The organism is Nostoc sp. C117 (genome assembly GCF_043099735.1).
In the GTDB taxonomy this organism is placed as follows: Bacteria; Cyanobacteriota; Cyanobacteriia; order Cyanobacteriales; family Nostocaceae; genus Nostoc.
Genome location: NZ_CP170989.1, coordinates 17,567 through 43,182, shown reverse-complemented (window position 1 = coordinate 43,182; position 25,616 = coordinate 17,567). Strand labels below are relative to the sequence as shown.

General features: G+C 42.8%; 22 protein-coding genes. 14 read left to right on the top strand and 8 right to left on the bottom strand.

Going from position 1 to position 25,616, the window contains the following annotated elements:
• Window positions 1-86 precede the first annotated feature (86 nt).
• The 10 genes from ACFG4S_RS00215 to ACFG4S_RS00170 all read left to right on the top strand — a co-directional run bounded on the left by ACFG4S_RS00215 (window position 87) and on the right by ACFG4S_RS00170 (window position 8,499).
• A complete protein-coding gene (locus ACFG4S_RS00215; RefSeq protein WP_392530057.1) occupies window positions 87-938 on the top strand; it encodes a hypothetical protein in 852 nt (283 codons plus the stop codon).
• Window positions 896-1,243, top strand: coding sequence for a hypothetical protein (locus ACFG4S_RS00210; RefSeq protein WP_392530056.1), 348 nt, complete (start codon window positions 896-898; stop codon window positions 1,241-1,243). The genes ACFG4S_RS00215 and ACFG4S_RS00210 overlap by 43 nt, the downstream gene beginning before the upstream one ends.
• Window positions 1,240-1,638 carry a hypothetical protein gene (locus ACFG4S_RS00205; protein ID WP_392530055.1) on the top strand — a complete coding sequence of 133 codons (399 nt, stop codon included), beginning with the start codon at window positions 1,240-1,242 and terminating at the stop codon, window positions 1,636-1,638. Before ACFG4S_RS00210 ends, ACFG4S_RS00205 begins: the two co-directional genes overlap by 4 nt.
• Window positions 1,635-1,943 (top strand): DNA cytosine methyltransferase, encoded by a 309-nt coding sequence (locus tag ACFG4S_RS00200; protein WP_392530054.1) that lies wholly within the window; start codon window positions 1,635-1,637, stop codon window positions 1,941-1,943. The genes ACFG4S_RS00205 and ACFG4S_RS00200 overlap by 4 nt, the downstream gene beginning before the upstream one ends.
• 15 nt (window positions 1,944-1,958) lie before the next feature.
• Window positions 1,959-2,330, top strand: coding sequence for a four helix bundle protein (locus ACFG4S_RS00195; RefSeq protein WP_392530053.1), 372 nt, complete (start codon window positions 1,959-1,961; stop codon window positions 2,328-2,330).
• A 105-nt stretch (window positions 2,331-2,435) separates the two neighbouring features.
• A complete protein-coding gene (locus tag ACFG4S_RS00190) occupies window positions 2,436-2,894 on the top strand; it encodes a DUF1392 domain-containing protein (RefSeq protein WP_392530052.1) in 459 nt (152 codons plus the stop codon).
• 45 nt (window positions 2,895-2,939) lie between these two features.
• Window positions 2,940-3,701, top strand: a complete 762-nt coding sequence (locus ACFG4S_RS00185; protein ID WP_392530051.1) for a hypothetical protein — start codon at window positions 2,940-2,942, stop codon at window positions 3,699-3,701.
• Window positions 3,702-3,746: 45 nt separating this feature from the next.
• On the top strand, window positions 3,747-4,343 hold the full coding sequence (locus ACFG4S_RS00180) for an alpha-ketoglutarate-dependent dioxygenase AlkB family protein (protein ID WP_392530050.1): 597 nt from the start codon (window positions 3,747-3,749) through the stop codon (window positions 4,341-4,343).
• Window positions 4,344-4,523: 180 nt separating this feature from the next.
• On the top strand, window positions 4,524-5,072 hold the full coding sequence (locus ACFG4S_RS00175) for a hypothetical protein (protein WP_392530049.1): 549 nt from the start codon (window positions 4,524-4,526) through the stop codon (window positions 5,070-5,072).
• A gap of 139 nt (window positions 5,073-5,211) precedes the next feature.
• The gene (locus tag ACFG4S_RS00170; protein WP_392530048.1) at window positions 5,212-8,499 is read left to right on the top strand and encodes a plasmid replication protein, CyRepA1 family; all 3,288 of its coding nucleotides are present in this window, start codon (window positions 5,212-5,214) and stop codon (window positions 8,497-8,499) included.
• 241 nt (window positions 8,500-8,740) lie between these two features.
• Here the strand turns inward: ACFG4S_RS00170 and ACFG4S_RS00165 are convergent, their stop codons facing one another.
• From ACFG4S_RS00165 to ACFG4S_RS00155, 3 genes are all read right to left on the bottom strand, one after another.
• A complete protein-coding gene (locus ACFG4S_RS00165) occupies window positions 8,741-9,643 on the bottom strand; it encodes an aldo/keto reductase family oxidoreductase (protein ID WP_392530047.1) in 903 nt (300 codons plus the stop codon).
• Between the two features lie 153 nt (window positions 9,644-9,796).
• Entirely contained in the window at window positions 9,797-10,468 is a 672-nt protein-coding gene (locus tag ACFG4S_RS00160; RefSeq protein WP_392530046.1) for a zinc-binding alcohol dehydrogenase family protein, read from the bottom strand.
• Window positions 10,465-10,668, bottom strand: coding sequence for an alcohol dehydrogenase catalytic domain-containing protein (locus tag ACFG4S_RS00155; protein ID WP_392530045.1), 204 nt, complete (start codon window positions 10,666-10,668; stop codon window positions 10,465-10,467). Before ACFG4S_RS00155 ends, ACFG4S_RS00160 begins: the two co-directional genes overlap by 4 nt.
• A gap of 389 nt (window positions 10,669-11,057) precedes the next feature.
• Here ACFG4S_RS00155 and ACFG4S_RS00150 point away from each other — a divergent pair, with 389 nt between their 5' ends.
• Window positions 11,058-11,978 carry an AraC family transcriptional regulator gene (locus ACFG4S_RS00150; RefSeq protein ID WP_392530044.1) on the top strand — a complete coding sequence of 307 codons (921 nt, stop codon included), beginning with the start codon at window positions 11,058-11,060 and terminating at the stop codon, window positions 11,976-11,978.
• 471 nt (window positions 11,979-12,449) lie between these two features.
• Entirely contained in the window at window positions 12,450-12,671 is a 222-nt protein-coding gene (locus ACFG4S_RS00145; RefSeq protein WP_392530043.1) for a CopG family transcriptional regulator, read from the top strand.
• Window positions 12,672-12,775: 104 nt separating this feature from the next.
• Here ACFG4S_RS00145 and ACFG4S_RS00140 read toward each other — a convergent pair whose 3' ends face one another.
• The gene (locus tag ACFG4S_RS00140; protein WP_392530042.1) at window positions 12,776-17,566 is read right to left on the bottom strand and encodes a hypothetical protein; all 4,791 of its coding nucleotides are present in this window, start codon (window positions 17,564-17,566) and stop codon (window positions 12,776-12,778) included.
• Window positions 17,567-17,613: 47 nt separating this feature from the next.
• On the opposite strand from ACFG4S_RS00140, the gene ACFG4S_RS00135 reads away from it, so the two are divergent.
• Complete coding sequence (locus ACFG4S_RS00135) at window positions 17,614-18,144, top strand: hypothetical protein (protein ID WP_392530041.1); 531 nt, start codon at window positions 17,614-17,616, stop codon at window positions 18,142-18,144.
• Between the two features lie 80 nt (window positions 18,145-18,224).
• Here the strand turns inward: ACFG4S_RS00135 and ACFG4S_RS00130 are convergent, their stop codons facing one another.
• The 4 genes from ACFG4S_RS00130 to ACFG4S_RS00115 form a co-directional block, all read right to left on the bottom strand.
• Window positions 18,225-18,587 (bottom strand): hypothetical protein, encoded by a 363-nt coding sequence (locus ACFG4S_RS00130; RefSeq protein WP_069071797.1) that lies wholly within the window; start codon window positions 18,585-18,587, stop codon window positions 18,225-18,227.
• Window positions 18,588-18,909: 322 nt separating this feature from the next.
• Window positions 18,910-21,084 carry an ATP-binding cassette domain-containing protein gene (locus tag ACFG4S_RS00125; protein ID WP_392530040.1) on the bottom strand — a complete coding sequence of 725 codons (2,175 nt, stop codon included), beginning with the start codon at window positions 21,082-21,084 and terminating at the stop codon, window positions 18,910-18,912.
• A 537-nt stretch (window positions 21,085-21,621) separates the two neighbouring features.
• Window positions 21,622-22,842: a ParM/StbA family protein gene (locus ACFG4S_RS00120; RefSeq protein ID WP_190901228.1), complete on the bottom strand. Its 1,221-nt coding sequence runs from the start codon at window positions 22,840-22,842 to the stop codon at window positions 21,622-21,624.
• Window positions 22,843-22,858: 16 nt separating this feature from the next.
• Window positions 22,859-23,284: a hypothetical protein gene (locus ACFG4S_RS00115; protein WP_392530039.1), complete on the bottom strand. Its 426-nt coding sequence runs from the start codon at window positions 23,282-23,284 to the stop codon at window positions 22,859-22,861.
• 515 nt (window positions 23,285-23,799) lie between these two features.
• On the opposite strand from ACFG4S_RS00115, the gene mobV reads away from it, so the two are divergent.
• Window positions 23,800-25,602 (top strand): MobV family relaxase, encoded by a 1,803-nt coding sequence (gene mobV, locus ACFG4S_RS00110; protein WP_392530038.1) that lies wholly within the window; start codon window positions 23,800-23,802, stop codon window positions 25,600-25,602.
• The last annotated feature ends 14 nt before the right edge of the window (window positions 25,603-25,616 follow it).

Genomic DNA, 25,616 nt, shown 5'->3' with positions numbered 1-25,616 from the left:
ATGAAAGCACGGAAGTTTTTCTTCCGCTACAGAATTCCCATTATTGCACACGAAACACTAATCAATGAAACTTAACCGAGGTGAACATGGTTACTGAAATCAAGCTAGGTTTATGCAACCCTCCAGAACCCATCTATTTGTATGTCAAAAACGCTGAGTTAGGTGGAGAATCTTACCTGTGGTATCACTACGATATTGAACGGGATAAAACCATCCCTGTTTCCCAAAGAGCATTAACTGGTTATCTATCTGAACTGCGATTTACAACTAAAGAGTTCAAAGGCAAGGACAATCTGAAGCTCGATATTGTAGTGAGTGCTGATGAAGTTTATGTCATCAGAAGCGGTGTTGAAACAAACTTCACCAAAAGCTTTCTCTTGGCTGCATCAGGTGTACAGGATTTTTCTAAGCCACTGATTATTGCTGCTAATGCTGGTGAACAAAATACCGTTTTCTGTAATCTTTATGATGCGGTAAATAAAAGCAGAATTGAAAGAGAATGGAATAAAAATGCTGATTGGGCAAGCATCATTCGTAATATTCAATCACGCTTAGGTGGCACATCCTCAACTATCCCATCTATAGCAGAAACCCTAGTAGCTCCAGCAAAACTCAGCGTAGTTCCTCAACCAGTACCGACTCAAGACTTGCGAGTTAAAAATATTCGTACTTTGCTTGATTATCCGCTTGATTTGGTCAAAGAGTGGTTGCAATTTCAGGATGTTGACCGCCCAAGTCTACTTGATATTAACCAGATTAATGAACTGGTAAAAACAATGTGTTTGGCTTGGGCAGCAGACAAGTGCGAGTATCCAAATCATGCCGAATCTTTGTATCAAAAGCAGGTTGTTGATGCTGTTGGTAATGGTGCTGATGAATTAACGGCAATCAACGCATGGATGCAACAGTTACAAACAGCAAAGACTGGGGCAGGCTGAACCGGAATTTAGAAGTCGGAAGTCAGAATAATTCTGGCTTCTCATTTATTCAAATTACCAAACAGGAATTACCCATGAGAGTCATTGTCACAGTAGTCGAAAAAATCATCAGTGAAGCGCACATCGATATCCCTGATGGACTAAATCAATCTGCAATCAAACAGCACATAGTAGACCGCTACAACACTGGGGAAATGTCCACAGATATGAACATCTTCCAAGTAGATTTTGAATCTATCAGCGCTCGGATTGTAAAAGAACATTCTTCTACTAAATCTCCATCAATAGGAAAGGTGAGATTATGAGTATCAAATGGACTGATGAAGAACTTGCAATTATTGAGGCGAAAGCTGAAGTCTATACAGTCAAACAAATAGCTTCAATCCTAAAAAGGCGAGGATATCAACGCACACCAGTTGCAATTTACCTGAAGTTAAACAACTTAGGTTATTCAGCCCGTCCCACTCTTGATAACTATTCTTGCAAAGAAATTGCTCAAGTTCTTCAATTGAATTTCTCAACTGTTACAAGGTGGGTAAAAAGAGGATGGCTCAAAGCTACAACACGCTCTGCCAGACATTACCAAATTCGGAGATGGCATCTAAAACAGTTTTTTGATAACCCACCACAATCAATTAAAAAACGTATTGCTGCTCTTGATGTTGAAGCAATTAATTACTTGCTGGGGAGACGCGCATGATTGACCCAATCACTCCCTTTAAAACTCAAAAAGTCCTTGACCTCTGCTCTGGTATTGGCGGCTTCACCCTCGGTCATAAGATTTGCGGCGGTTTTGAAACTGTGGCATTTTGCGAAATCAACGAGTACTGCCAACAAGTGTTAAGTCTACGCTTCCCACATATTCCAATTATTCCTGATATCCATGATATTACAGTTGAGTCTCTTGCAAGAGTCGGAGTTAGAGAAGTTGACGGCATCATCGCTGGACTCCCCTGCCCTCCCAAAACAATTCGCAATTCGCAATTCGCAATTCGCAATTATTAATTAGGACTAAAAGACATGAATCAAAAGATTAGTATTACCGATAGAACAAAAGCGTTAGCAATCAGAATAGTTAAAGCTTGTACTTTCCTTGATGAAAAACCTGGAGTTTGTCGAACATTATCGAAACAGTTATTAAGAAGTGGTACTGCTATTGGGGCAAATGTTAGAGAAGCTCAATCTGCCCAATCTGATAAAGACTTTCTGAGCAAATTAGAAATTGCACTTAAAGAGGAGAGAGAAACCGAATACTGGTTAGAAATATTAATAGAGGCAGAATTGGTTGATAAAAACAAGTTTGAATCTCTGCTTCAAGAAACCAGAGAAGTAGGAAAAATTCTAGTTACATCTACTAGAAAAGTTAAGGATAAAATCAACAAACTAAATTAATTGCGAATTGCGAATTGCGAATTGCGAATTGTTTATTGTTCCCCAATGCGCTGCACTAATTTTTGAACGTCTGAAAATAATTTCATCTCAACAAAGGAAAAAGTCATGATTGACAACATTAACGCACTTCAAACAAGCTGGTATCTTTCTCCACCTTGGCGTGGAACAATTCCACCTGTAGCAGTTAATTTACTGGAGAGAGTTTTTCTCCGCACAACAAGAACGTTCGGCTACTGCTGTGGGATGCAATGGAAACACGAATGTTGGATTTATTCAATTGATTGCGGAAAAGAAATACTCCACGCTACACAAAACCAAATCATCGGAACTGGAGAATTAGAAAGCATCACTGTGCAAAAACCTACTTTCGTTCTGGGCGAAAGAGTGATCCTCTGTTCTCACGATAAGGGAACAAAGCAACGGCTGGTTTTGGGGATTGCGCTGGTGCATGATTCTTGGTTTTACCTTGTTGAGTTAATGTCACCAACATTAATTAAGACACCAACTATATCGAATCGTTTCTCACTGGTTGGTGAAAAAAGTTTGGTGCGCGTGAATGTTTAATTCTTTCTAATCACACAACTGCAAATTATCACACAACTAAAAATTATGTCAGCAATTGAAATCACCGAAATCATAAAGCAAATATCTCAAGAGATTGAAGTAGACTCCAATGGTCATGGTAAAGCCAGCATCAAAGCTACTGCACGACTAGCTGGAGTTGATGACGAATCTATCAGAAAAGCTTTAAAATCAAGCGCCGACCTAGTACCCTCAAAATTAGCCAAAGAGCTTATGCTGCAAGGATTTTCAGCCGCCGACCTCAGCCAGTGGAGAACCGATGGAATCCCTGATATAGCGATCGCAATTATCTTAGAGTACTACGCTTACGAAGCTGGTAGATACTGCACCAAGCAAGCCAGATTAGTATGCCGTTCATTCAATACCATCGGCATTCGGGCATGGATTCAAGACAAATTGGGCTGGACAAAACCCACCTCAAATAGCGAAACAGCCATGACTCAAATACAGTTACTCGCCGCTTTAGCACAACAATTGGCGGAGCAAGAACAGCATTTACTCCAACAACAACAGCAACAAACTCAAATCTTGGCAAGACTCAAAGCTGTTGAAGTTGAACAAGACAGGGTAAACACTCCATGCGGCCATAAATATAGTGTTGTTGGATTCGCCAATCTTCAAGGTTTAGAAATCTCGGTAAAAGAAGCGAGTACTAAGGGTCGAAAAGCAAGTGCATTGTGTCGGAAACAAGGAATAGAAATCGAACGCATTCATGATCCACGTTTTGGAAAAGTTGGTTTATATCCAGAAAGCGTGTTGATTGAGGTTTTCTCTACTGGTCAAAACTGACAGCAATTATCTTCAGAATACTTTCTTGAATGGGAGAAAAGTACCATGCAACAACTAAATTTGTTTCAGGAATCAACCCCAGTTTTACCCATCACTTATTACCCCGATTTCTTAAGTCAAGAACTTGCAAACGAACTCTACCAACACTGTCTACAACTGGAATGGCAGCAAAATCAAATCAGGATCGCGGGGAAAACAATGCCCGTTCCCCGTCTTGAATGTCTTTACGGTGATACAGGCTGTGATTATCTCTACTCCAACAGCGTATTTTTAAAACCCCTGACTTGGACAGAACCTCTGTCTAACTTGCGGTACAGAATCACTGCGCTAACTGGCTATAAGTTCCGCATTGTTATCGGAAATCAATACCGCAGTGCCCAGGATTCGATTGGTTGGCACGCTGACAATGAATCATCGATGGGAGCTAACCCTGCGATCGCTTCCATAAGCCTGGGGTCATGTCGCAAATTCCAAATCAAACCGAGAAATGGCAGGCCAACGGATTTCTGGCTGGAACACGGCAGCTTGCTTGTGATGCACTCTGGCTGCCAGTCTACACATCTGCATCAGGTCCCGAAAACCAACAAAGTTGTTAGTACACGTATTAATCTTACTTTTCGACCACACATCGGGGGTAGATAATTCTGATTCTCCAGATCATGTATAATGCCCTCGTTTAGTACGTTTGTACTATTAAGCAAGAATCAGAATCATTCATTGCCTGAGCCACCACACACAAAACATCACTAAACCCCTGCTTTGGTATGGCGTTCCCCTGATTCATCTACCTGTCGTATTCACACTTGAAAAAAGCAACCAAATATGGGACAAGCTAAACGTCGTCGCTTATTAGATCCAAACTACGGAACAACTCAACTTCCGGATGAATTCGCTCTGATTTTTGATGATTTTGTCAACAAACAAACTGACATTGCAATCATCTCCAAACAAGATTTAACTCAGCCTTGGTCAGAAAGATTTGCCTATCTCAAGCCAAAAGGCACAGTATTAGTTACACCTCAGTACGTCAGTATTCCTATATCACCTTCTCAAAACTTTGCAAGGGCAATATTTCTGGAATACCAACTTCAGATCATGGCTTCAATCACTCCACGAATACAACAACGTGGCTGGATTAGTCAAATTAACAATCCAAAAACCTGTGATATCAGTATCGTTTACGCTCCAGAAACTACAGATAATCTCAATTGTTTGGAAACGCAAGTTTTCACGAGAACATTCGGGAAGATGGTTGGTGTTTTGATGAGAGATGCCCTGCAATACTTTTGTTTTCAAAGAGACAATATTTTGATTCCGGTTGTTGCAATGCCTGCCAGTGAGTCCGACCCATATTACTTATTTTGTCTTTGAAAAGTTGAAGAGTAAAGGCTAACAAAAACTTTACTCTGACTAACTCTTTAATCTTTCATCTGCCTAAAAGCTTTAACGGCGGCACAGATTCAAGTGCCGCTCCATCTTCATGCGTCAAAAATCTAGAGGAAATACCGTCATGCTTCGTATAAATGAAAACGATTCTCAAGCCAAGCACTTACAAGAGTGGCTCAGTAGTGGCGTTGACGAAGAAATCATTGCCCTGAATGTGCGATCGCTCTCTGGCACAACACCCTACGAATACTTGCTCTACAGTCCCAAAATCTCCCGTCGCAATGATGGGCGATTACGCGATCGCGATTTGAAGAAGTACCAGCACATTGAACTAGGCGGCTGGTGGTGCAGTGGTGTTGACCCCCTCAACAACTACGCGCTAATGATGTGGGGCTGCTTCAAACCCGACCACCCCAGACGCGACCGCCAAAAGATCCACAAATTCATCAAGTATGAACACCCATTCAGACAAGAGACACGCGCTTTCTTCCTCTTAGTCCCGAATCGCATCTGGGTGAAAGTCTCCAATCGTAGCGGCATTCCCATTACTGAAGAGGACTTGCAGCATCCTGGGGGCTTCTGGCATTGGGTTTGGCGGCACAACGTACCAGTGACAATTGTTGAAGGTGTCAAAAAAGCTGCTTGCTTACTGACTGCTGGTTATGCTGCGATCGCAATTCCGGGAGTAAACGCTGGATACCGCACACCCCAAGATGAGTACGGTACTGCCATCGGTAAACCCTTTCTGATTCCCGACTTGAAACATTTTGCAACACAGGGGAGACAGGTTAACATTTGCTTTGACCAGGACAACAAACCGTCTACAGTTCAACGGGTAAGAACTGCTATCAGTCGCATGGGTCGGTTGCTGGTAAATGAGGGCTGTTCGCTGCGAGTGATTGATTTACCGTTAGGTGCTTCTAAAGGGGTTGATGATTTTATTGTCGCCAAGGGTCAGCCAGCATTTGACGCACTCTACAATACAGCCGTTGCACTGGAGTTGTGGGAGATTAAGTTGTTCACTCTGCTGACTTATCCCCCCTCCATCGCTCTCAACCAAAGATTCCTCGGTCATCTGCTTGTTCCCGAAGGCGAAAAACTGATTATCCTCAAGGCTCCCAAAGGTACTGGTAAAACCGAATGGCTGTCTACTGAGGTGGCCAAAGCCCATGACCTTGGACGTAGGGTGTTAATCATCACCCATCGCATCCAATTGGGTGAGGCGTTGTGCGATCGCTTTGGAGTGAATTATGTCACAGAAGTTCGCACGAATGAAACAGGCACATTATTAGGATATGGCGTGTGTGTGGATTCGCTGCATCAAGAGAGTCAGGCGCGATTCAACCCTAACGACTGGGCAAATGATGTCATTATTATTGATGAATGTGACCAAGTATTCTGGCATTTGCTCAACTCTGGTACTGAAGTCCAGAAGCGGCGTGTGTCTGTTCTCAAAAACCTCAAGCAGTTAGTACAGAATGTTCTAGGGAGTAGTCAGGGAAGGATTTATCTGTCTAGTGCCGATGTTTCCGACACAGATGTAAAGTATGTTTTATCACTCGCTGGTGAATATCGGGTTAATCCATTCGTTATCGTCAACAACTATCGGCACGTAGCTGGCAACTGTTACAACTACTCTGGCAGTAACCCGAAGAATCTCATCGCCGCACTCGACAAAGCCATTGCCAAAGGTGGGCATCATCTATTATGCTGCTCTGCTCAAAAAGCAAAATCCAAATGGGGAACCCAAGCACTTGAGGAACGTTTTCGGCGCAAATTCCCTCACTTACGAATACTGAGAATTGACAGCGAATCTGTTGCAGACCCCTCTCATGCTGCTATGGGGTGTATTTCTCACCTGAACGAAATTCTCACCGAGTATGATTTGGTTATCGCATCTCCAAGTTTAGAAACTGGGGTATCCATTGACATTCGAGGACATTTTGATGCTGTTTGGGGAATTTTTCAGGGAGTGCAGCCGGTTAACTCTGTGCGGCAGATGTTGGCAAGGGTTAGGGAAACTGTTGACCGCCACATTTGGGTGCGAGAGTGGGGGATGGGCGTTGTGGGCAATGGCTCTACTACCATTGGAGGATTGCTCAGAAGTCAACACGTCGCAACACAAGCGAACATTGCGCTGTTGTCGGCGGCGGATAATGCGGATTTGAGCTATATTGATCAGAATTTTCAGCCCGAATCCTTACAGACGTGGGGGAAACGTGGCTCTGTGATTAACGTTGAGATGCGGCGCTATCGGGAATCGGTGCTTGCGGGGTTGGTCGAAGATGGGTACACCGTTATTGATACTGACGATGCTGATGACGATGAGAGTGGGGCAGTTATCGAGTCGGTTAAAGCTGCTTCTGTTGAATTGTATGCTGCGGAGTGTCAGGCGATCGCGGATTCTCCTACCATTTCTGATGCTGAACTCAAGAAGCTGCAAGACACAAGGGCGAAAACCAAAACTGAACGACATCAGCAGCGCAAGGCTGAATTGTCCCGTCGTTATGAAGTTGATGTTACCCCTGATTTGGTCGAGAAAGATGACGACGGCTGGTATCCTCAACTGCGGATGCACTATTATTTGACGCTGGGGCGAGAGTTTCTGACAAACCGTGATGCTAAACGGGCTAAGGCACAAGCCGAAGCTGGGAATAATGCTATCTGGAAACCGGATTTTAACAAGGGGCAGCTATTGACTGCTGTCTTATTATTGGAGAGACTGAACTTGTTGCAGTTGCTTACGCCAGGCGTTCGGTTACGCTCTTCTGACGAGGCAATGCAGGAGTTGAAGAAGGCGGCGATGAAGAATCGGTATCTCATCAAAACTTGTTTAAACGTCACCATTTCGGAAAAATTTACTCCCATAGCGATCGCACAGAAACTACTTGGCAAAATTGATTTGAAGTTGGATTATGTCGGTCGGTTGGGTAAGCGTGAAAATCGGGAGTGCGTTTACCAGTTTGTTGCCCCTGATGATCAACGTGATTCGATTTTTGGGCAGTGGCTCAATCGGGATGAAGTGTTTCTTAGTGAGTTGGTGTCAGTCAGTAATAATATAAGTACTACCACACCAGTAACTGACACAACATCACTTTCCATATCCCACAATTCTGATTTGGTGTCAGGCAGCAATAATAATATAGTCTTAGCAACACCACTCAGTGACACAGCACCACATACCCCAGAAAATATTGCGATTCTTGGATGGAAGGGGCTAAAGCTGAAATTGCAGCAAGGTTTGGACAGCGCTGGTCAGTTCTACCAACAGCTAGTCTCCACAATCGGCTCTTCTATCGGCGTTGCTGATGGGGAGCCTTACTGGAATGGCTATCTAGGACAGTGGCAGGTTTGGGTTAACTTTGCAGACGGGTGTAGGTCTGTGGTGTGCGATTGGTTGGTGGCGGTGTAGGTGATGTAGCTTGGGGATATCGCTAAACGTCACCTAACTACCAAAATTGATTTTGTTTATACGAATACGAATGCGAGTCAGGCCTTGGCGAAATAGCTGCCTTCATGAAAGTGCTATGCGATCATGATACCTTGTCGAATTCAATATAAAGGTGCTTCAGTGTCCGTATGAGTACGTTCGGTAAATATTGGTATCCTTCTTGTGCCAAGAGTTTGTCAAGCAGTTTGTGTCAAAGCTCAAATTACTGACTGAAGCGATCTACCAGCGGCTTTGCTGCGATTGCGTTCAGGTCAGCCACTGTTTGCTGCTCCAGTTGCAGCGCCGCAGCAAAGACATTCTGACGTAAATGCTCAACCGATGACGTGCCGGGAATCAGCAAGATATTGGGAGAGCGCTGAAGCAACCATGTCAGCGCTACTTGCATCGGTGTTGCGTCTAAAGATTTGGCAGTGCTTTCAAGTACCGAGGATTGTAGCGGCGTGAACCCACCCAGAGGGAAGAACGGTACATAAGCGATGCCCTGCTGTGCGAGATCGTCGATGAAAGCATCATCTTCCCGGTGTGCGACATTGTACTGGTTCTGCACACAGACAATTTCCGCGATCGTTTGCGCCTCTGTTAACTGTGTCGGCGTGACATTGCTCAAACCAAGGTGACGAATTAATCCCTGCTCCTTAAGTTCGGCTAAGGTCGTCAGCGGCTCGGCAAGAGAACCCTCCGATGGTCCGTGACCGTCACCCATCAAGCGGAGATTGACGACATCGATTGTATCGAGTCCAAGGTTACGCAGGTTGTCGTGAATCGCTTCAGTCAGATCCTGCCGCGACATTGCGGGAACCCATGATCCATCTTCAGGACGACGCGCTCCAACCTTAGTGACAATCACCAAATCTTCGGGGTAAGGATGTAGCGCTTGTCGGATAATCTGATTCGTGATGTGAGGTCCGTAGAAGTCGCTCGTATCGATATGATTAATGCCAAGTGAGATCGCTTCGCGCAAAACGGCAACGGCTGCATCCACATCTCGTGGCGCACCCCATACATTCGGACCCGCAAGTTGCATAGCACCATAACCGATGCGCTTCATTGTGATTGAGGTGTTCGGCAGCGTAAAAGTGCCGCCAAGGTTCGTTTGCTCAGACATATTGCTACTTTCTCCAAGAATTTTTTAGTGATTTAACGAAAGCAATGCAGCATCATCTCCCTGACTCTTTGAGGGTTCTCTTGAGATGCTTTCATCCTGTACAAGGTTTGTTGAGAGTATAGTTGTTGTAAAAGCTGGAAATTCAATCAGATCTTATTCGCCGCTCACGCGCAACACAATTTTGCCCAGATAGTGCTGTTTCATCGCTGACTGCGCTTGTGCCGCCTCTTCCAGCCCAAATGTCTGTGCGATGTGAACTTGAAACTCACCCATATCGATCAATCGATTGAGTTGGTCTAACAACGTTGGGTTAGCGAACCCATTTGCTTTCTTGAGTTCCACACCGTCGAGTGCTAATGGTTCGGGCATTACGCCATTAGGAAAGGCGATCGTTCCACCCTGACGTACCAAACTCAGTGTGGATTGAACGGTGTCGCCGCCCACCAGCACCAGCGCGACATCGAAGCCATCGGGCGCAAAGGCACGGGTGCGTTGCACAACGTCGTCGCTATGTCCGTCTACTGCTTCATCCGCCCCCAACTGCTTAACCAAAGCTACACCGTCTGCACCCGATGCGATCGCGAAAACGTTCGCGCCCATGCGTTTAGCCAGTTGTAGCGCAACGTGACCGACACCACCGCTCGCACCCCACAGCATCAATTTAGTTTTGTTGCCTGTCCCCGACACTTGCAAATTACTGAGTGCCGTTACACCAGCAATGGGTAGCCCGCCCGCCATCAACATATTGAGACCATCGGGCATCGGCGCGACCGTCTCTTCAGAGACGACGACGTATTCTGCATAGCTACCGCCCTTGTCGTTCATGAAACTCCGCGATCGCCAACAGCAAAACGCTCTACGCCATCGCCAATCGCAACAATAGTGCCTGCACATTCGCCGCCCAGTACACGCGGAAAGTGAACTTTGTTATACACCAGTTCACCTTCCCGCTCCAGCGCATCCCAGCCGCCAACTCCGGCAATCTCGATGCGAATCAAAACTTCCCCCGCACCTACTGTAGGCACGGGTAAGGTGTGCAACGTCAGCTTGTCAGCATGACCGAACTCGTCAACCGCCATTGCTTTCATTTGTTGGGGAGTATTTTGCATAAATAGGTTCTCCTGCTAATTGCTTGAGTTGTTATTGATTGGTTTAGAGGTTTAGAGGCGTAAAACTGCTAACAAAGTTTGTTTGGACGAATTGCCATTTTCTCCAAAAAGTTTTTAATCGTTTAAGGAAAGCAATGCGGCATTGTTCTGTTGGACTCTGTAACGTTTGAGATGCTTTCATCCTACAAATTCGATCCAGTGTTTCCAATGCCTAAAGCTCTTTAATCTTTGCCTATTTCTCCAACGTGGATAACTTGAAGGCATTCTATAATCATGTAGGGCGTTGAATGAATTGAGGTTTTACCATGACTTTCATTATTCCCAATTCTGATGTCGTTGCAGAGCAGTGCCAAGCGCTGGCGACATTAGTAGCGCGGCACACCGAACCCAATAGCAACCGGATCTATCCAACTGCGATCGCACCCTTGAGCCTTTCGCGATCGGATGCATCCTCTACCATCATCTACCAAGATTATCAACCGGGTCTCGCCCTTCTCGTTCAAGGCAAGAAAGACATGGTGTTGGGGAAAGAAACGTATACTTATGAGGCAGGGCAATGTTTTGTTGTCTCAGTTGATCTTCCCCTCGGTAGATGTATTGTTGAGGCGACGCCCGATCAACCGTATTTAGGATTAAAGCTGACTCTAGATTCAATGCAACTCTGTGAGATGGTTGCTCAAATGAATTTCAGTTCGGGGAAGAAAGAAAACTCTGTCCGAGGCTTATTTGTAAGCAACGCTGATGCCACGTTGCTCGACTGTGCCCTTCGACTCACTAAGCTCTTAGATACACGCCAAGATATTCCCATGCTGGCACCGATGATGATTCGGGAAATCTACTACCGTCTGCTGATGGGAGAACAAAGTGAAGCCGTGCGCCAAATTGCTACATCCGGCAGCAGTATGCAGCGGATTGCTTCAGCGATCAAACGGATCAAGTCTAACTTTACTCAACCGATGCGAGTCGAGGACTTAGCAAAGCAAGTGAGAATGTCTACTTCGTCGTTTCATCAGCATTTCAAGCAAGTGACCTCAATGAGTCCACTTCAATATCAAAAGCAGTTAAGACTGTCAGAAGCCCGTCGCCTGATGCTGACGGAAGGTTGCGATGCCACCTCTGCTGCCTATCAGGTTGGATACGAAAGTCCCTCACAGTTCAGCCGGGAATACTCCCGCTTGTTCGGTGCACCACCGATGCGAGACATCGAACGGTTACGATCAACTTGACTTGAACTTCTTGACAGATTTCCCATTGATCATCTGTTTGGCTTGCTCTAGCTTCTGCTCTAACCCACCTGCAATCGTTCAATCTAGCGGGGTAGCCTTCGTAGTAGTAAGCTGGAGTTTAAGGATCTTGACCCGAACAAATTTGCTCAACTGGTGACAGATGCGCCCGATTGGGTTGAGTGGATAGGGTATGTAAGTGGAGATATTATTGTCAGTATCTTTGCCAACTTCTTAAGCTAGAGTTAAAAAACTTTAATATTTGTAATATTTAAAATTAAAACTGTATCTGAAATTCACATCAGTGATTTCTTGGTGAAGTTTTTGATTATACGTAAATACCTTAAAAAACTTATGTTTATAATAGTATGACGGTAAGGCAAGTATGAATAGAGTTAATAACTGTTATTTATCAACCATTGCTAGAGTGCAATGTCCGTTTAATTTATCAACTTTTAAAAATCCGAACAAGTTATGAATAAAAAATGGGCTATCAAACGAATCACGATAAATCTCGCATCAACTGAGAGCGAAAAACTTGAACGCTATTGTGCAATCACAGGTAGACCAGCAACTGATGTCATTCGAGAGTTGATTCGCTCTCTTGAAGTAAATCATCTTCAAGAGAGCAAACATCCTGCACCGATGAAGGCTAGCTCTGTTACTCATGAACCACAGCCAGTTGGTATAGGTTAGAGATAGAGCAATGTTTTTGAGATTCTAAATTAAGTTTTGATTTTTGGCTTTGACTCGTTGAAAAGCCTATAAATACGTATTTTTATTGAAGGAGGCAGATAAACCTACCTTTGTAAGTCTATTTGTTGTGTTTGAGATTTAGTTAATATTTTATCAATTTGAGTATTAACATCTTCAAAAGTTTGTAATATCTCTGGAGTTAGTTTATTAGTCTGCACTCTCCCTGATTGCAAGTTGAAAATTACCTCTCCATTTTTCTGCGAAATAGTTAAATCTCTATGCTGGGTATTGAAAGCCAAGTCATAAATTTTCCCTTGGACTTGAGTACCATTTTCATCAGATTTACCCCAGACCATGCCAATCCTTTGAGCAATTTGAGTCAGCCGACTGATGGCTTCAAGTTCAAATGTATCTTGATTCATTACTGTCAACGCTTGGGCTGATAATTGCTCACCAGCTTTAAACCCATTTGCCACTTCTAAAATGCGTTTTTTGTAATTCTCCGACTTCCCTAACTTATCTGCGGCATTGTACCAATTTCTCAAATCATCAATAGTAACTGTTGGGGACTTCTCTACACTTAGAGGTTCGGTTTTCACGTTATTACTAATGTCTGGTGTAGAAGGAGTAGTGGAGAGTAATGGAGTTATAGATTGGTTCGGTGGGGATTGTGCTGATTGTTCTGGTGGTTTCAAAAACTGCGGTCGTGTGGCGAGGGAATTAACCCTTTGTTGATACTCACTATCCGTTTCAATCACAGCCCCAAATTTCTTGGCCATGCTCTCTAAAGTTTTGGCAGGGATGGAGCTATCAACCAAGTTAAATACCGCTAGACCTTTTTTAGTTTGCCTTATAACATCTTCTGTTGGGGCAAGCGAGAATTTAACATTTTGAGCAGTTAACCATTTTGTCACAGTCTCAGCTTTCTGGTTGTCAACAGCCAAGCCCATGACTCCAAGTTTTTTGTTTGATTCTGTCGAAAATAAGAAAGTAGGGCGCTCTTTAATATGATGTAGAATTTTCGCACTACTCTCAATCATCTCTTGTTGTTGAGGATTAACTGATTGAGTCCCAAAAGCCTGAAATTCCTTCGTCCAAATAGTAGGATATTCAACGGTATTAGGGTCAATTTGAGCGCAAATCACAGAGAAATTACTTTGAATAATAGCGGGGGCTGGGGTAAGTTTTCCGGTTTTGAGCAATCCAAGTTGTCTGAGCGCGTCTTTGTCTTTTTTGAAGTGCAATACTCCCAAGGGTTCACCATTCAAAAATACAGCATCTCTAGTTTTAGAAGCTGAGGTTTCGATAGTCAGTTTTCGGTAATCTTGATCGTTGAATGTCTGACCAGAAAAATCATAAAAGTTAATTTTATTAATTTTGAGAAGATTCCCATTGGGAGATTCACCCAGAACAAAAGCTTGATCTCCAGTTTCGGAGATAGAAGTAAGTTTTAACTTTAGAGGATTACCATTTTTCAGGTAATCAATTTGTTTTAACTGTTGGACAGAATCACTGTCTAACTCTCCCAGAGTCAAAGCATCAATTTTTATTTTTACTGTTTTGTCAGTCACCGGCACAGTGCCAAATTCTAAATTTACTGCTTGGTCGTTAAAAACAAGTCCTGCATAAGAGAAGTTCTTGAGTTCACGGATAGTAATTTCAACCGGCTCGTTTCCTGGTAGTCCAATAGTTGCTGATGCTGTGGCAGGTTCTACCCCAACCATACAAGAGAGCGCTTTCGTACCAATGGGAAGCTGTGCAGTTCTGGTTTCAAGCATGGCGAATTCCTTATATTCGCCGTCACTATCCTGGACAAACATTAGCCTAGAAACGTGGCGCTCATGCCCGACTGGATGGTGAGAAGCTCTAATTTCTATCGGGTGTTTTTCGGTGGGATTCCAGTCTCGACCCAAAAATTGATTCGCTTCATTATTCAGTGTGACTAACTTCGGTTCGGTAAATTGCAATTTATCTAAGCAAGAGATAATCTCATTGGGGAAAGCAGCGAAGGCAAAATTAGAAACTTTTTTAGCGATCGCTTGGGGGTTTGCGTTTTCTTTTCTTGCAACTTCAAGTTCATCCTGGCGGGATGCACAGATGTTCCAAGCGGCGGCGGATAGAGCAAGTTTTTCTGACTCTGGGATAGAAGCGTAAAATGCGAGAGCCGCCTCTTGTGCCTTATCGAAAAGTAATTTAGTTTGGCTTCTAGTAAGTTCTGGTTTTAGTTCTAGGAGTTTAGCTCCCTGCATGGTCATCCCCGCCTTGATGTTGTGGTCAGTCACAGATTGTTGGCTAACTGTCCCCAGGTTGCGGTAAGCGGGTTTTCCATCTGACCCAATCTCACCATTGATTTGTGCAACTGCTAATAATTTATGAGGGCGTTCTTTAGTTCGCCATTTCTCTGGTATTTCATCTAGGCGAATGTTCAACGTTTGGGCTTTCCAAATCAGAGGATGTTCGTAATGGGTGAGATTGGTAATTTCGAGTTGGCAAGACTGTGGAGTTTGGATGATTGCTGATGGCCCTTTCTCGGTTTCCCGCCGTCGCTCCATACGTACCGCAGCGTTGAATTTCTGATCAAACTCGTACTTGGCGGCGATCGCTGCAAATTTTTGCTGTGGTGTAAATTCTACTCCTTTGAATAAGTCTTTAAACTGGACGATGGGGCGCGATTCTAACTGTGATTCTTGGAAATATTTATTGGTTTGGCTAATTAATAATTCTACTGGTGAGTAGCCCTTTGGTGTTATCCCCGTGTTTAAATAAACTGAAGGCGACTTTTTATCTTTAATATAATTAACATCACGATACAAGTAGCGGTTGTTTTCCCGGATTAAATTCATCTCAGGTTTTTTAGCACTTTTGAATAAATCAACCGCTATTTGGTTTTGATAACATCCTTCACCAATCATTTCCCGGTACATCAGGCGGTTAACATCCATCGCCTGCTGAATAATTTCTGGCGTTCTGTTAGGATTCTCTGCTAGAGCTACAACAGATTGCATGAAAGGTTTGTACTCTGCTCTAATTGGTTTGGGCTTCTCGCCATATTCCTGTTCAAATAAACTTTGATAATGGCTAGAAACTTGGTCTAAATAAGTTGATTGTTGTTCGATAGTTCCGTAAGTTTTAAGTACCTCAATTTCTGATTCTAATGCCTCTAGTGCTGTCACTTGATTGTTGATTATGCCCACGCTGATGCTATCACTCATGTGGATAGCGATTTTTTCAAATGGGGGCTGGGTTCCATCTGTGGGATCATAAAATGACTGTTTTTTGAGCTTAACCGTGGGCGAATAGGCGTTTTGGGGAAGATTTCTTCGCTCTGCCTCTGCTGTTAAATTAGGATATAAGCTAGCTCTTGCCACACCAATGCAGTCACCATCGTAGTCTCGTGCTTGGCGTTCTGATTCGGTTTCTGCTGGGTCGATAAAATCAACACTAATCCCTCGTATTTCTAACTCTGTAATTCTGGCTTGTATACGCTTGTGGTCTTCGTCATTGACTACAATTACGCCTTGCAAAGATTTACCATCTGGAGCAACACGGTCTTCAACGTGTTTATTATTAGAAACACACAAACCATTAGAGTTGAGGAAAGGAGAACGGAAGTTAAGAATTTTTTCTTGCTCATCAAGCCAAGGGACACAAATTTCACCATTTTTGAGTTCTTTGGAAGGAATAATCATTGCTCGGTCAAAAGTGAGCGTTTTCCCAATAGCAATATCTCGCCACTCACTTTGTACAAAACGACTTAGCTCCTGCTTTACCTTCTCAGTTTCTAATAACTGCTGATGCCCTAGTAAATCGGCTTTAATGACTTTGTACATAAATAAGTCATCTTTGGCGGGGTCATCATCTAACTCCTGATCTGCATCTAAGTCATCATTTGTCTCTAAATTTTTAATATCTGTTTCAAGGTTTGTGACTTCTCCTGTTTTTAGTTTATTTTGGCTCAATGATTCTTTACGTTTTTCGTATCTTTCACAATAGTAAGTAGCAACAAGTCTTGGGTCATCTTGAATAGAGGCTAATCTTTGAGTTTGTACCTCTAGTTCCTCAGCAAAATCTTTAATTCCTTGGGGGAAAGATGCCAGCAGTTGGGAGATAGACATCCGACCTTGTTGAGATTGCCCTTTTTCAGCTAACCAAATATTTTGCTGATATAATCCTGGCTTAATCTGCGGTTTAGTAGTCCCTTTGGGTCTATCCTTGTCTGTTCCCTTAAAACTGCTTATGGGAAGAATTATATCGATTTTTGGTTCATTTTTAGGATCTACATATTCTATTCTATCTAGTCTGTATGGTCGGAGCGTTCCTTTGCCAAAACGGTATTTAGTAGTATCTTCTCCAACTCCATCTACCCAACCAAATCGATGCTGAATTACACGATAGCTTTTATCTGCTTGGGATTCTCTTAAGGTTACTTTGTCATAAAGTTGTGTTGAAATCTGCCCATAACAGTCACCAACTAATTTATATGCTAAATCATTCGATAATATCCCTCCATTTTCACCAGCCTTTTCAGTAGAATCATCTACTACCAGAATGCTTAATTTTTCGTGAATCGCATTTTTACAAGTCCCAAGGAAGATGGAACCATAAGCCCCACGGTCTTTACTATCTGGACAAATTTTTTGAATCGTTTCTAAACATTCCTTTTCTCCATAAAGTAAACGAGTTTTTGAAGATAATAGTAGGATATGTCCATCTGGATGATTTTTTAATTCTTCGTCTGTACTGTACTCATCTGAATGCCCAAATGAGAATTTTTTATCAGGAAAGTAAAATTCCAGTAAAGTATTACTGAGATTTTCAGTTAAAATATTTTTACGATCATCTGTATAAATCCATTGATTGAGCCTGGGATCAAAATGTTTAATTTCCAGAGTCATGGTTTTAAGAAGCTAATGAAACTTGGTTAATATCTTGAGAGGTTTGTATGTCGAGAATTAAGCGTTGGATAAATATGCATAAGGAAGAATTCAATGCAGATGGAACTTTAAAAGATGAAGTAAGACAACAAAAGTTATCTAATGGCGCACATCCAGGAGCAATTGATAGTTATGCTCGTAGAGTAAAAGAAGAGTATGACGAGTGGAAGCACCTGGATGAGATTGATCCAGAACCGTGGCCAATCTACACAGCCTACGATTTCTTTACTGAACAAGAAAAAAAGGAATTTAACCCAGATGGTTCTCTCAGACCTGAATATGTAGAATATGCTCAGAAAATTGGTATCAGTGAAAGTGCCCTCGAACAACTTGAGTGGCGTAAGAAAATGGAGGTTGATCATTATAATAAAATGTCCGCCTCACACGTAGAACAAGGCATCAACTTTGGTGAATGGTTGATGGAAGGGAGGATTGGAAACAGCAGAACATACGTCCAACGTCGGCAGCAGATGGAGCAAGACCTGCGTAACTTTGAGCCGGAAGACAGTTTGCCTTTCGACAAAGACACAGCATATTAGGCGGGAGCTATGCAGAGCGAGTGATAATATAAGCTGAAAGCATTATCAAACAACGCTTTCAGCTTATGCGTGAAATCCTTTTAATGAGCTTGAACAGCAGGTGGGTTAGCAGCTGCCGATGGTTTGACAGAGCGAAATGCCCCATTAAAAAAGGCAATCATTCCTAAGATGGCGAAGGCTGTAATGATTACTCTTTGCAATGAATTGAATGCCGAGCGTTCTTTGATTACTTCAGCCCACATCACTTGCAGTTGGTCTTGTGTTGTTTGCTTTGAAGCTAAATAATAGAGAGCTTCAATACAAGGCGATATATCTTCCCCTTGTTGAACTTTCTGATACAACAGATTTTCTAGTCGCTCTTTCTGTTGAGGGATAGTGAATGAGTCTGTTGACTTTTGAGGGTATGTACCGTTGTTGTGGCTTGGTAATTTTAGTTGTTGCATGATTTCTTTAAGAGATATTTGAGATGAAAGTAAGTAGGGAAAGGTGCAGAAGAATATTCCTCCACACCAGATTCTGCAAGTAAAAATGGAAATTATAATTACTTCCACCGCAGAGTTTATATTTTCTGCTCTCAAAAAATCAATCGACAAGAGTATGGAAAAAAACCGTACTCTTGTCTGTAGAAAAATAAGTCTATTTATGCTATAGCTCTAATTCAGTATTTTACTTTGAGAATTAATCAAATACTTTCTTCTGGGTGTTAGACATGGCGTACAGCCTACTTGGAGTCAGCGAACTTTCAGCTATAAGTATTTTTACTTGCTAACCTTTGAGAAATTGGGCTAGTAGAATTAACATCATTAATAAAACAATTAATCTCAACATAGAAAATAGATTTTCTGTCAAATCAATTTTAAAAGTTTTTCCATAGCTATCAAAAATCCCCTGAATCAGCAAACGTACCTTTAATAAATCAGCATTTAAAAACGATGACTTTTTTACTTTACCAATCCCTGGAAATTTGCACTTGTTAAACACACTTGCCCCATAACATCTACAGCCGAGGGATTGTTTTTCTGATAACGCTTTCCGTTGCTGCTCAGTTTTCTGCCAGCACGAGTCTTTGGCCACATCTGCGCCAAGTCCACTCAGGGATACTAGAGATTCAAAAGGGTATTTAGTTAACATCATCTGGTTGAATGTTTTGCCCACAGAGTTGAATTCGTTCGCTGGGAGAATTCCACCTCCAAACACGACTTGAGGAACCAGCACAAGAATTGTTAGCAGAGGTGCAACACTTTGACTTGGTGCAATCGCAGAAACTAACAGCCCTAAAATCATGCTCCCAAAAGAAGCGAGGAAGAGGCTGAGGTACATGAGAGTAAAAGTACTGTTATCAACATTTAATTTCACCGCCGTGGTCATGCAAACTAAAAGTATTGCTGATTGATAAAGCGCCAGCAAAAATGCTAATTGAAACTTGGATGCTACATAAGGAACTATCCCTAGTCCGGCACTGCGCTCACGGCGATAAATAGCAGTTTCCTTAGCAATCTCCGACATCGTAGCTAGCGCTCCAGACATTACAGCCATGATAACTGTGACAAACAGCATTGTAATTGCCTGTCCTGCATTGCCAATCTTAGTGTTAAATAAGTCAGGCTTCCACAGTGCAAAATTCAATGAACCTAAAATCGGCGCTCCTAGAAGCATTAACGCTAAACTGATTTTGTTCTTGAGCAGAATAGCCAAGTTACGGCGGCATAACACCCCCCATTGTTGGAGAAAATCCCGCTTAACTAGTACGGGCTTAATTGAGTTTTGGGGAATGGTCTTTTGGCGTTCACTGACAAACTTTTTGTAGAAAGCGTAAGACTTAAATCCCTGCTCCCATTCTGATGGTGACAACTGGTGTTCAACTCTGGGATAAATTGAATCAAAATCTTTGACTTTGAAATAGCTAAAGGCTAACTTCGGAGGGCCAACATAAGCAAGTCTGCCCCCCTTAGCCAGGAAAACTACCATGTCAGCGATCGCCACATTTTTGGTAGCATGAGTAATCAATATTACTAGACTTCCAGCATCTGCTAAATTCCGCAGCAGGTGCATGATTTGTAATTCTGTGCCAGGGTCAAGTCCTGAAGTTGCCTCATCCAGAAAAAATATGCTGGGATTGCTGATTAGTTCTACCCCAATACTTACACGTTTGCGCTGCCCACCACTAAGTCGCCCAATAGAGACATTCTTGCGCCCAGTAAGTTGCAGTTGTTCAAGTACTTCTTGTATGCGTTGCTGCCTTTTTGATGGCGATGCTGAAGGCAGACGGAGATGAGCAGCATAGTTAAGTGCTTCCCCCACAGTCAGTTCTGAATGAACGATATCGTCCTGCGGCACATAGCCAATTTTATTTTTGAAAGCGTTGAAATTCTTGTAGAGGTCGCAGCCGTTAACAAGTACTTTACCTCTAGCGCGGCGTTGTCCGTTGAGTGCGTCCATGAGAGTTGACTTCCCGCCACCACTAACCCCAGCAATAACAACAAACTCTTGCGGAAAGAATGATACAGAAATATCGTTGAGCAGAGTTGTACCTAATATTGGGCTGCTAGATTTTTTTAAATTGATTGCATCTAATCTCATGCGTTCAATTGAGAGAGTTTGACGTTGCCTTGCCTGAAATATTGGAATTTTGGCTGGTGCAGGGGAGCTAATTTTTATTTCTACGATCACCGAACCAAGCTCTATAAGATTCCCGTCTGTTAAAGCTCGGAATCGATATGCTTCTAGCCGAATCCCTGCCACCCGTGTGCCATTGGTACTACCTTCATCTAGCAAATAATACTGACCTTCTTTAAACGCAATCTTAGCGTGTCCTTTATCTACGCTGTTATCAGGAATTACCAAGTCATTGTATTTATCGCTACCAATACTGAAAGGAGTTTTTTCAACAGTGCATTGCTGAATCGGAATCGTGTGAATAGTCAGATGTAGAGTCTGCATTTGTGCATTGTCAAGAAAATAGTTTCTATTTTTGTCGCACTCCAGCAGATAATACAACAGTTAGCAAGAAGATAAAAGTAACTGGCTAAAAATACAAAAGTTTTTTTTTAAAGTCAACAAGAAATTTTTGATAGCAATGGATTCATTCATTACCGTAATCATGCTTTAAAATGGAATCCTTGCCACCAAATATTTGCTGACTATGAATTATTACTCCAATGTGCTAAAAAATATGTAATTAGTACATTTAAAGTCAATCCTCAAGTTTTAGTTAATTATATTCAGTCGTCTGAAGGGACTATTGGTACTTCAACTTATAGCCAGTGGGCAGAAGAACTCAAACAAATAATCAAATCAGCTTCTTTTTATTCACTTAAATCATATCAAGTTGAGCGTCTATAGGAACTTACTAGAATGTATAACAATATAACTAATAACCGCGCACCAGCATTTGTATAGTGTGCAAATTTGAAAGCGATCGCCTGGGAGCAAGCCGCAGAGAATCTACTTATAGGCAATCACTTTCAAATTAGGGCTTTAAACACCAGGGTGCATGGTCAAAAACCCGTTTTTCTCCCAAACTTCTTTAGGTGGGGTGGAATTTTTTACAGGTGGGGATTGATGATAGTCTGGAACCAAATCAGTTTTACGTTGGTAGCCAAAATTGTAGTCTAACATCTTGATATAGGTAATGTGTGCAGTCCAGACATCAGTAACTCGGCTACCTAGAGAGAGGGTATCGAGATACTTAGGCATCTCGACGTTGCCATTCCAAACAATAGGTATGCCCTCTTTTTCAAAATGTTGAGTTAATTCCTTATGCACAAACTCAGCAGTCCCGCCGCAAATGATAACTTCATCCAATACGGCAATATTTCTAATCCAGCGAATTAAAGCTCGACAGTAATCACCACGGACATCTAGTAAAACTGAGTTAAACAACTTTAAATCAGATTCAACTCCAGCAGATGTGGCTTTGCGTGATAAAGACTGTAGTGCATTCTGGTTGCCCAAGCTTGCTGACACTAAAGCTTTTGGTATACGTAAATCATCTTTTGCTAGCCCAACAGCAGTACGCTCAACAAATTGCTGCACTAACCAATTCATCCCCAACTCTGTAGATTCAGCTTTTGCTTGATTACCTTTAGCCGAAACAAAAAAACTAGCATTCCGGTAGCCCAACATCAACAAACCAATACTTTTTTGCCCAAATAATGCCCCCAAAGCCCGACTACGGTAAGCCATAATCCCACTCCCCTCTGGAGCCACGTAAAAATTATGTAGCTTAAGTTTTAACTTGCCTGTAGGTGTGGCAATTCCTTTTCTCAACGCTGCCGACAGCTTCTTACCCAAATCTTTACCGTCCGACATTTCTCCTGGTGGTAGCAATAATTGCACGGAAGCATCAACACCATTACTCAAGCCCAATTGAAGACAAATTTTCCATAATAATCCCGCTATTTTTGGTAAAGCATAGTGATATTTCAGATCCCTGAGCGCTGGTGTGCCAGCAAAAGTATTTTTAGCTAGAGCGCCCAAGACATAATACTCATCATCTATTCCTACCCAAGTACAGTCTCCTGACAACTGAGTAATTGAGTTTTTTCCCACATCTGCAATTTCTGGCTCCATTGCTATTACTATCGGCACACCCGAAGGATATATCTGAACAATTACCTTGCTCTGACTCCCACCTAAATCAATGGACACAGCTACCCTTGTGTAAACGGGTGCAATCTCTCTTTTCGACGTATTCATGAATTTTTCTCAACTATTACTCGACATTAAACAAGCTGTTAATCTGCTTTATTTCTTCTGGCAGAACTAGTTCTGCCAAATCATCAGCATCCTCATCATTAATGGTGGACACCAGCCTTTGATCCGAGGCACTATCGCCAACTTCAGCGTTGTTCGCAGTCACAGCAGTTTGGACATGAGATGACAAAAAAATTTCACGAATCAAAGCCGCTTGTGCTTCTAATTTTTTAATTGACCAAATTGCCCTCTGCCTGAGTTCGTCACCATCCACTCCATCAGCAGATATGGCAAAGGGCGACCAATATTCAAGCAGGGTCAACATTACTATTTCAGGTAGGTTCCCTAAATCGAAGGGTCTAGAGTGGAGATAATTAATTATCTGTCCATCAATAGTGCCTAACCTTCGCCTAATTGAAAAAAAGACTTGTTGGTTCTGTTCCATTTTTTTTCATGCAAAAGTTTCTGTACATTTACAGCCGCGTTGCTTCGGTTTTTTACTTGCAGAAAATCAAAATGCAGAATCACTTATTAAAGTCTAATCGATTTTTTCTGTTTTAAAAACTGAGTTACAATCTCCCCTAAATCTATGCAATTAGTGGGTTTTAAATAACAAAATTGTATACCAAACTACATTTTCTCCAGACTATGCCACAACTTAGTTTGAACTATCCCTAGACTATGCCTAGACTAAGCACTCTTAATCAGTTTTTTCAAGAAAGTAAGTTCTTTAGACTATGCTTGGACTATCCCTAGACTATGCCAAAACTTAGCGCTCTTAATTGCTATTTTTTGCCCTCAACAATTCTTCGCTTAGAGAATAACATAACCATACTCACTATGGTTTCATGCCCTGCGGGTGGCTGCGCCATCTCTCGCTGCGCTCGTGACATGAAACCGCCGTTCGCTTGGAAGGTTTTTGAGTACTACAACGCACTGCATTTGTAGCATAAAACTTTTATGTCGCCACTAACAATTCTCAGAATAGAGAAACTAAAAACATTTGGTAACGTTGCGGGAAGTGATGACCATGTTACCAGGAATAGAGAAACACCCAACGCAGATCCAACCAAAGAGAATGTCCGGTTGATTGGGGGAGAAGACGATCGCGCCCTAGAGGAAATAGTCAAAGAAAAAATCTCTACGCTACTGCATCGCCCTCGGCATGATGCAGTGTTATGCACCGAAATGTTTCTCTCGGCATCGCCTGAATATTTCCGCCCAAAAGATCCATCTCTGTCGGGGCAGTGGTCTGATTCACTGATGCAGGAATGGGCGATCGCATCTCGTGACTGGATAGATCAAAACTATGGATCAAAATGCGTCAGGGCAGAGCTTCACCTAGATGAAAGTACCCCACACATTCACGCCTACATCGTGCCATTGAACGATAAAACCGGGAGAGTCAGTCATGACGCGATGTTTGGCGGCAGAGGTGGACAGGGAAGAATTAAGTTATCCAAACTCCAAGATAGTTATGCTGCTGCACTTGCTCCTTTGGGCATTGAACGCGGGGTCAAGGGCAGTAAGGCAACCCACACCAAAGTCAAAGAATATTACCAAGCCGTTAACAGTGAACCACTCACCGCAGTCATTACAAATAACCAATTAGCGCCAACACCGTTTGAATCAGCTAGGAGTTATGTAGACAGGATTCAGTCTGATGAACAGTTCCAAGCGATTAACCACCAACTCGCTGACCGAAAGTTCCTGATAGAACGATTAGAACGGGCAGAGCAACGAGCCAGGGATAGCGAGAGGGAGCGACAGCAATTAGAAAAACGGGTGCGATCGTTAGAGGCTCAGACTCAACAACTGCGCGACTTGCCCTTGGAAGATGTGGCTTGGGAGTTGGGGCTACACAATAGCCAAGGAAAATGGAAGGGTCACGGACACATCATTAATATAGATGGGCCCAAATTCTACGACTTTGAACCCGAACAGCAGAAAGGCGGCTGTGGGGCGATTGACTTGGTGATACACGTTAACAATTGCAATCTACGGCAGGCGGTCGTCTGGTTGCATGAGCGATTTGGTGAAGCAGGGGCTATTGGAGCAGCGATCGCAAAAAGTTATCAAGTGGCTGCTGAGATTGTACAGTTAGAACCACGCGACAAATTCACGCTACCAGTTGAGGATAAAAGCAAGTGGACAGCAGTTCACAACTACCTGACCCAGAAACGGGGAATACCTGAAAACTTTGTAGAAGTTCTGCATAAGCGGAGGTTAGTTTACGCTGATGATCAGCAAAACGCTGTGTTCGTCATGCGGAATATTAGTGAAAAACCCCTGCCTCAAGGTGCATTCCTGCGGGGGACACGGGGCGAGAACAACACTTTCAAAGGCTATGAGTTTGGGACTAAGCGGCGTGAGGGCTGGTTTTACTTTCACTTGGGCGGACAGCCAACAGATCCAGCAGAAAGGTTAGTGCTGTGTAAATCCCCCATTGATACCATCTCTTTTGCCATGCTGGAATATCTTGTCAAGGGCGACGTACCGCTCAAAAGAACGCTCTTCCTGGCAATAGATCGCCCTAATACTTTGCCTGTTGAGCAATTGCAGCATATTTTTAATGTACAGGTAGCATTTGACTCTTCCGAACTTGGAAATGCAGATGCACGGGCTATTAAACAATTGCTGCCACAGGCTAAAAAAAATAAATGTTTTGCGAGAGATTGGAACCAAGAACTGGTCAATCTCTCGCAGAAATTACAACAACATAATTCACAACAACGGCATCAAAATCATGAAATGGAGCTTTAAACAATTCGTAATTC

What these genes read in the sequence shown, in the direction of transcription:
- ACFG4S_RS00125 (WP_392530040.1), bottom strand. Translation starts at nt 21,084, where the DNA reads ATGCAGACTCTACATCTGACTATTCACACGATTCCGATTCAGCAATGC.
- ACFG4S_RS00210 (WP_392530056.1), top strand. Translation starts at nt 896, where the DNA reads ATGGATGCAACAGTTACAAACAGCAAAGACTGGGGCAGGCTGAACCGG.
- ACFG4S_RS00160 (WP_392530046.1), bottom strand. Translation starts at nt 10,468, where the DNA reads ATGAACGACAAGGGCGGTAGCTATGCAGAATACGTCGTCGTCTCTGAA.
- ACFG4S_RS00185 (WP_392530051.1), top strand. Translation starts at nt 2,940, where the DNA reads ATGTCAGCAATTGAAATCACCGAAATCATAAAGCAAATATCTCAAGAG.
- ACFG4S_RS00170 (WP_392530048.1), top strand. Translation starts at nt 5,212, where the DNA reads ATGCTTCGTATAAATGAAAACGATTCTCAAGCCAAGCACTTACAAGAG.
- ACFG4S_RS00215 (WP_392530057.1), top strand. Translation starts at nt 87, where the DNA reads ATGGTTACTGAAATCAAGCTAGGTTTATGCAACCCTCCAGAACCCATC.
- ACFG4S_RS00165 (WP_392530047.1), bottom strand. Translation starts at nt 9,643, where the DNA reads ATGTCTGAGCAAACGAACCTTGGCGGCACTTTTACGCTGCCGAACACC.
- ACFG4S_RS00150 (WP_392530044.1), top strand. Translation starts at nt 11,058, where the DNA reads ATGACTTTCATTATTCCCAATTCTGATGTCGTTGCAGAGCAGTGCCAA.
- ACFG4S_RS00195 (WP_392530053.1), top strand. Translation starts at nt 1,959, where the DNA reads ATGAATCAAAAGATTAGTATTACCGATAGAACAAAAGCGTTAGCAATC.
- ACFG4S_RS00205 (WP_392530055.1), top strand. Translation starts at nt 1,240, where the DNA reads ATGAGTATCAAATGGACTGATGAAGAACTTGCAATTATTGAGGCGAAA.
- ACFG4S_RS00200 (WP_392530054.1), top strand. Translation starts at nt 1,635, where the DNA reads ATGATTGACCCAATCACTCCCTTTAAAACTCAAAAAGTCCTTGACCTC.
- mobV (WP_392530038.1), top strand. Translation starts at nt 23,800, where the DNA reads ATGTCGCCACTAACAATTCTCAGAATAGAGAAACTAAAAACATTTGGT.
- ACFG4S_RS00130 (WP_069071797.1), bottom strand. Translation starts at nt 18,587, where the DNA reads ATGCAACAACTAAAATTACCAAGCCACAACAACGGTACATACCCTCAA.
- ACFG4S_RS00120 (WP_190901228.1), bottom strand. Translation starts at nt 22,842, where the DNA reads ATGAATACGTCGAAAAGAGAGATTGCACCCGTTTACACAAGGGTAGCT.
- ACFG4S_RS00175 (WP_392530049.1), top strand. Translation starts at nt 4,524, where the DNA reads ATGGGACAAGCTAAACGTCGTCGCTTATTAGATCCAAACTACGGAACA.
- ACFG4S_RS00135 (WP_392530041.1), top strand. Translation starts at nt 17,614, where the DNA reads ATGTCGAGAATTAAGCGTTGGATAAATATGCATAAGGAAGAATTCAAT.
- ACFG4S_RS00140 (WP_392530042.1), bottom strand. Translation starts at nt 17,566, where the DNA reads ATGACTCTGGAAATTAAACATTTTGATCCCAGGCTCAATCAATGGATT.
- ACFG4S_RS00115 (WP_392530039.1), bottom strand. Translation starts at nt 23,284, where the DNA reads ATGGAACAGAACCAACAAGTCTTTTTTTCAATTAGGCGAAGGTTAGGC.
- ACFG4S_RS00190 (WP_392530052.1), top strand. Translation starts at nt 2,436, where the DNA reads ATGATTGACAACATTAACGCACTTCAAACAAGCTGGTATCTTTCTCCA.
- ACFG4S_RS00180 (WP_392530050.1), top strand. Translation starts at nt 3,747, where the DNA reads ATGCAACAACTAAATTTGTTTCAGGAATCAACCCCAGTTTTACCCATC.
- ACFG4S_RS00145 (WP_392530043.1), top strand. Translation starts at nt 12,450, where the DNA reads ATGAATAAAAAATGGGCTATCAAACGAATCACGATAAATCTCGCATCA.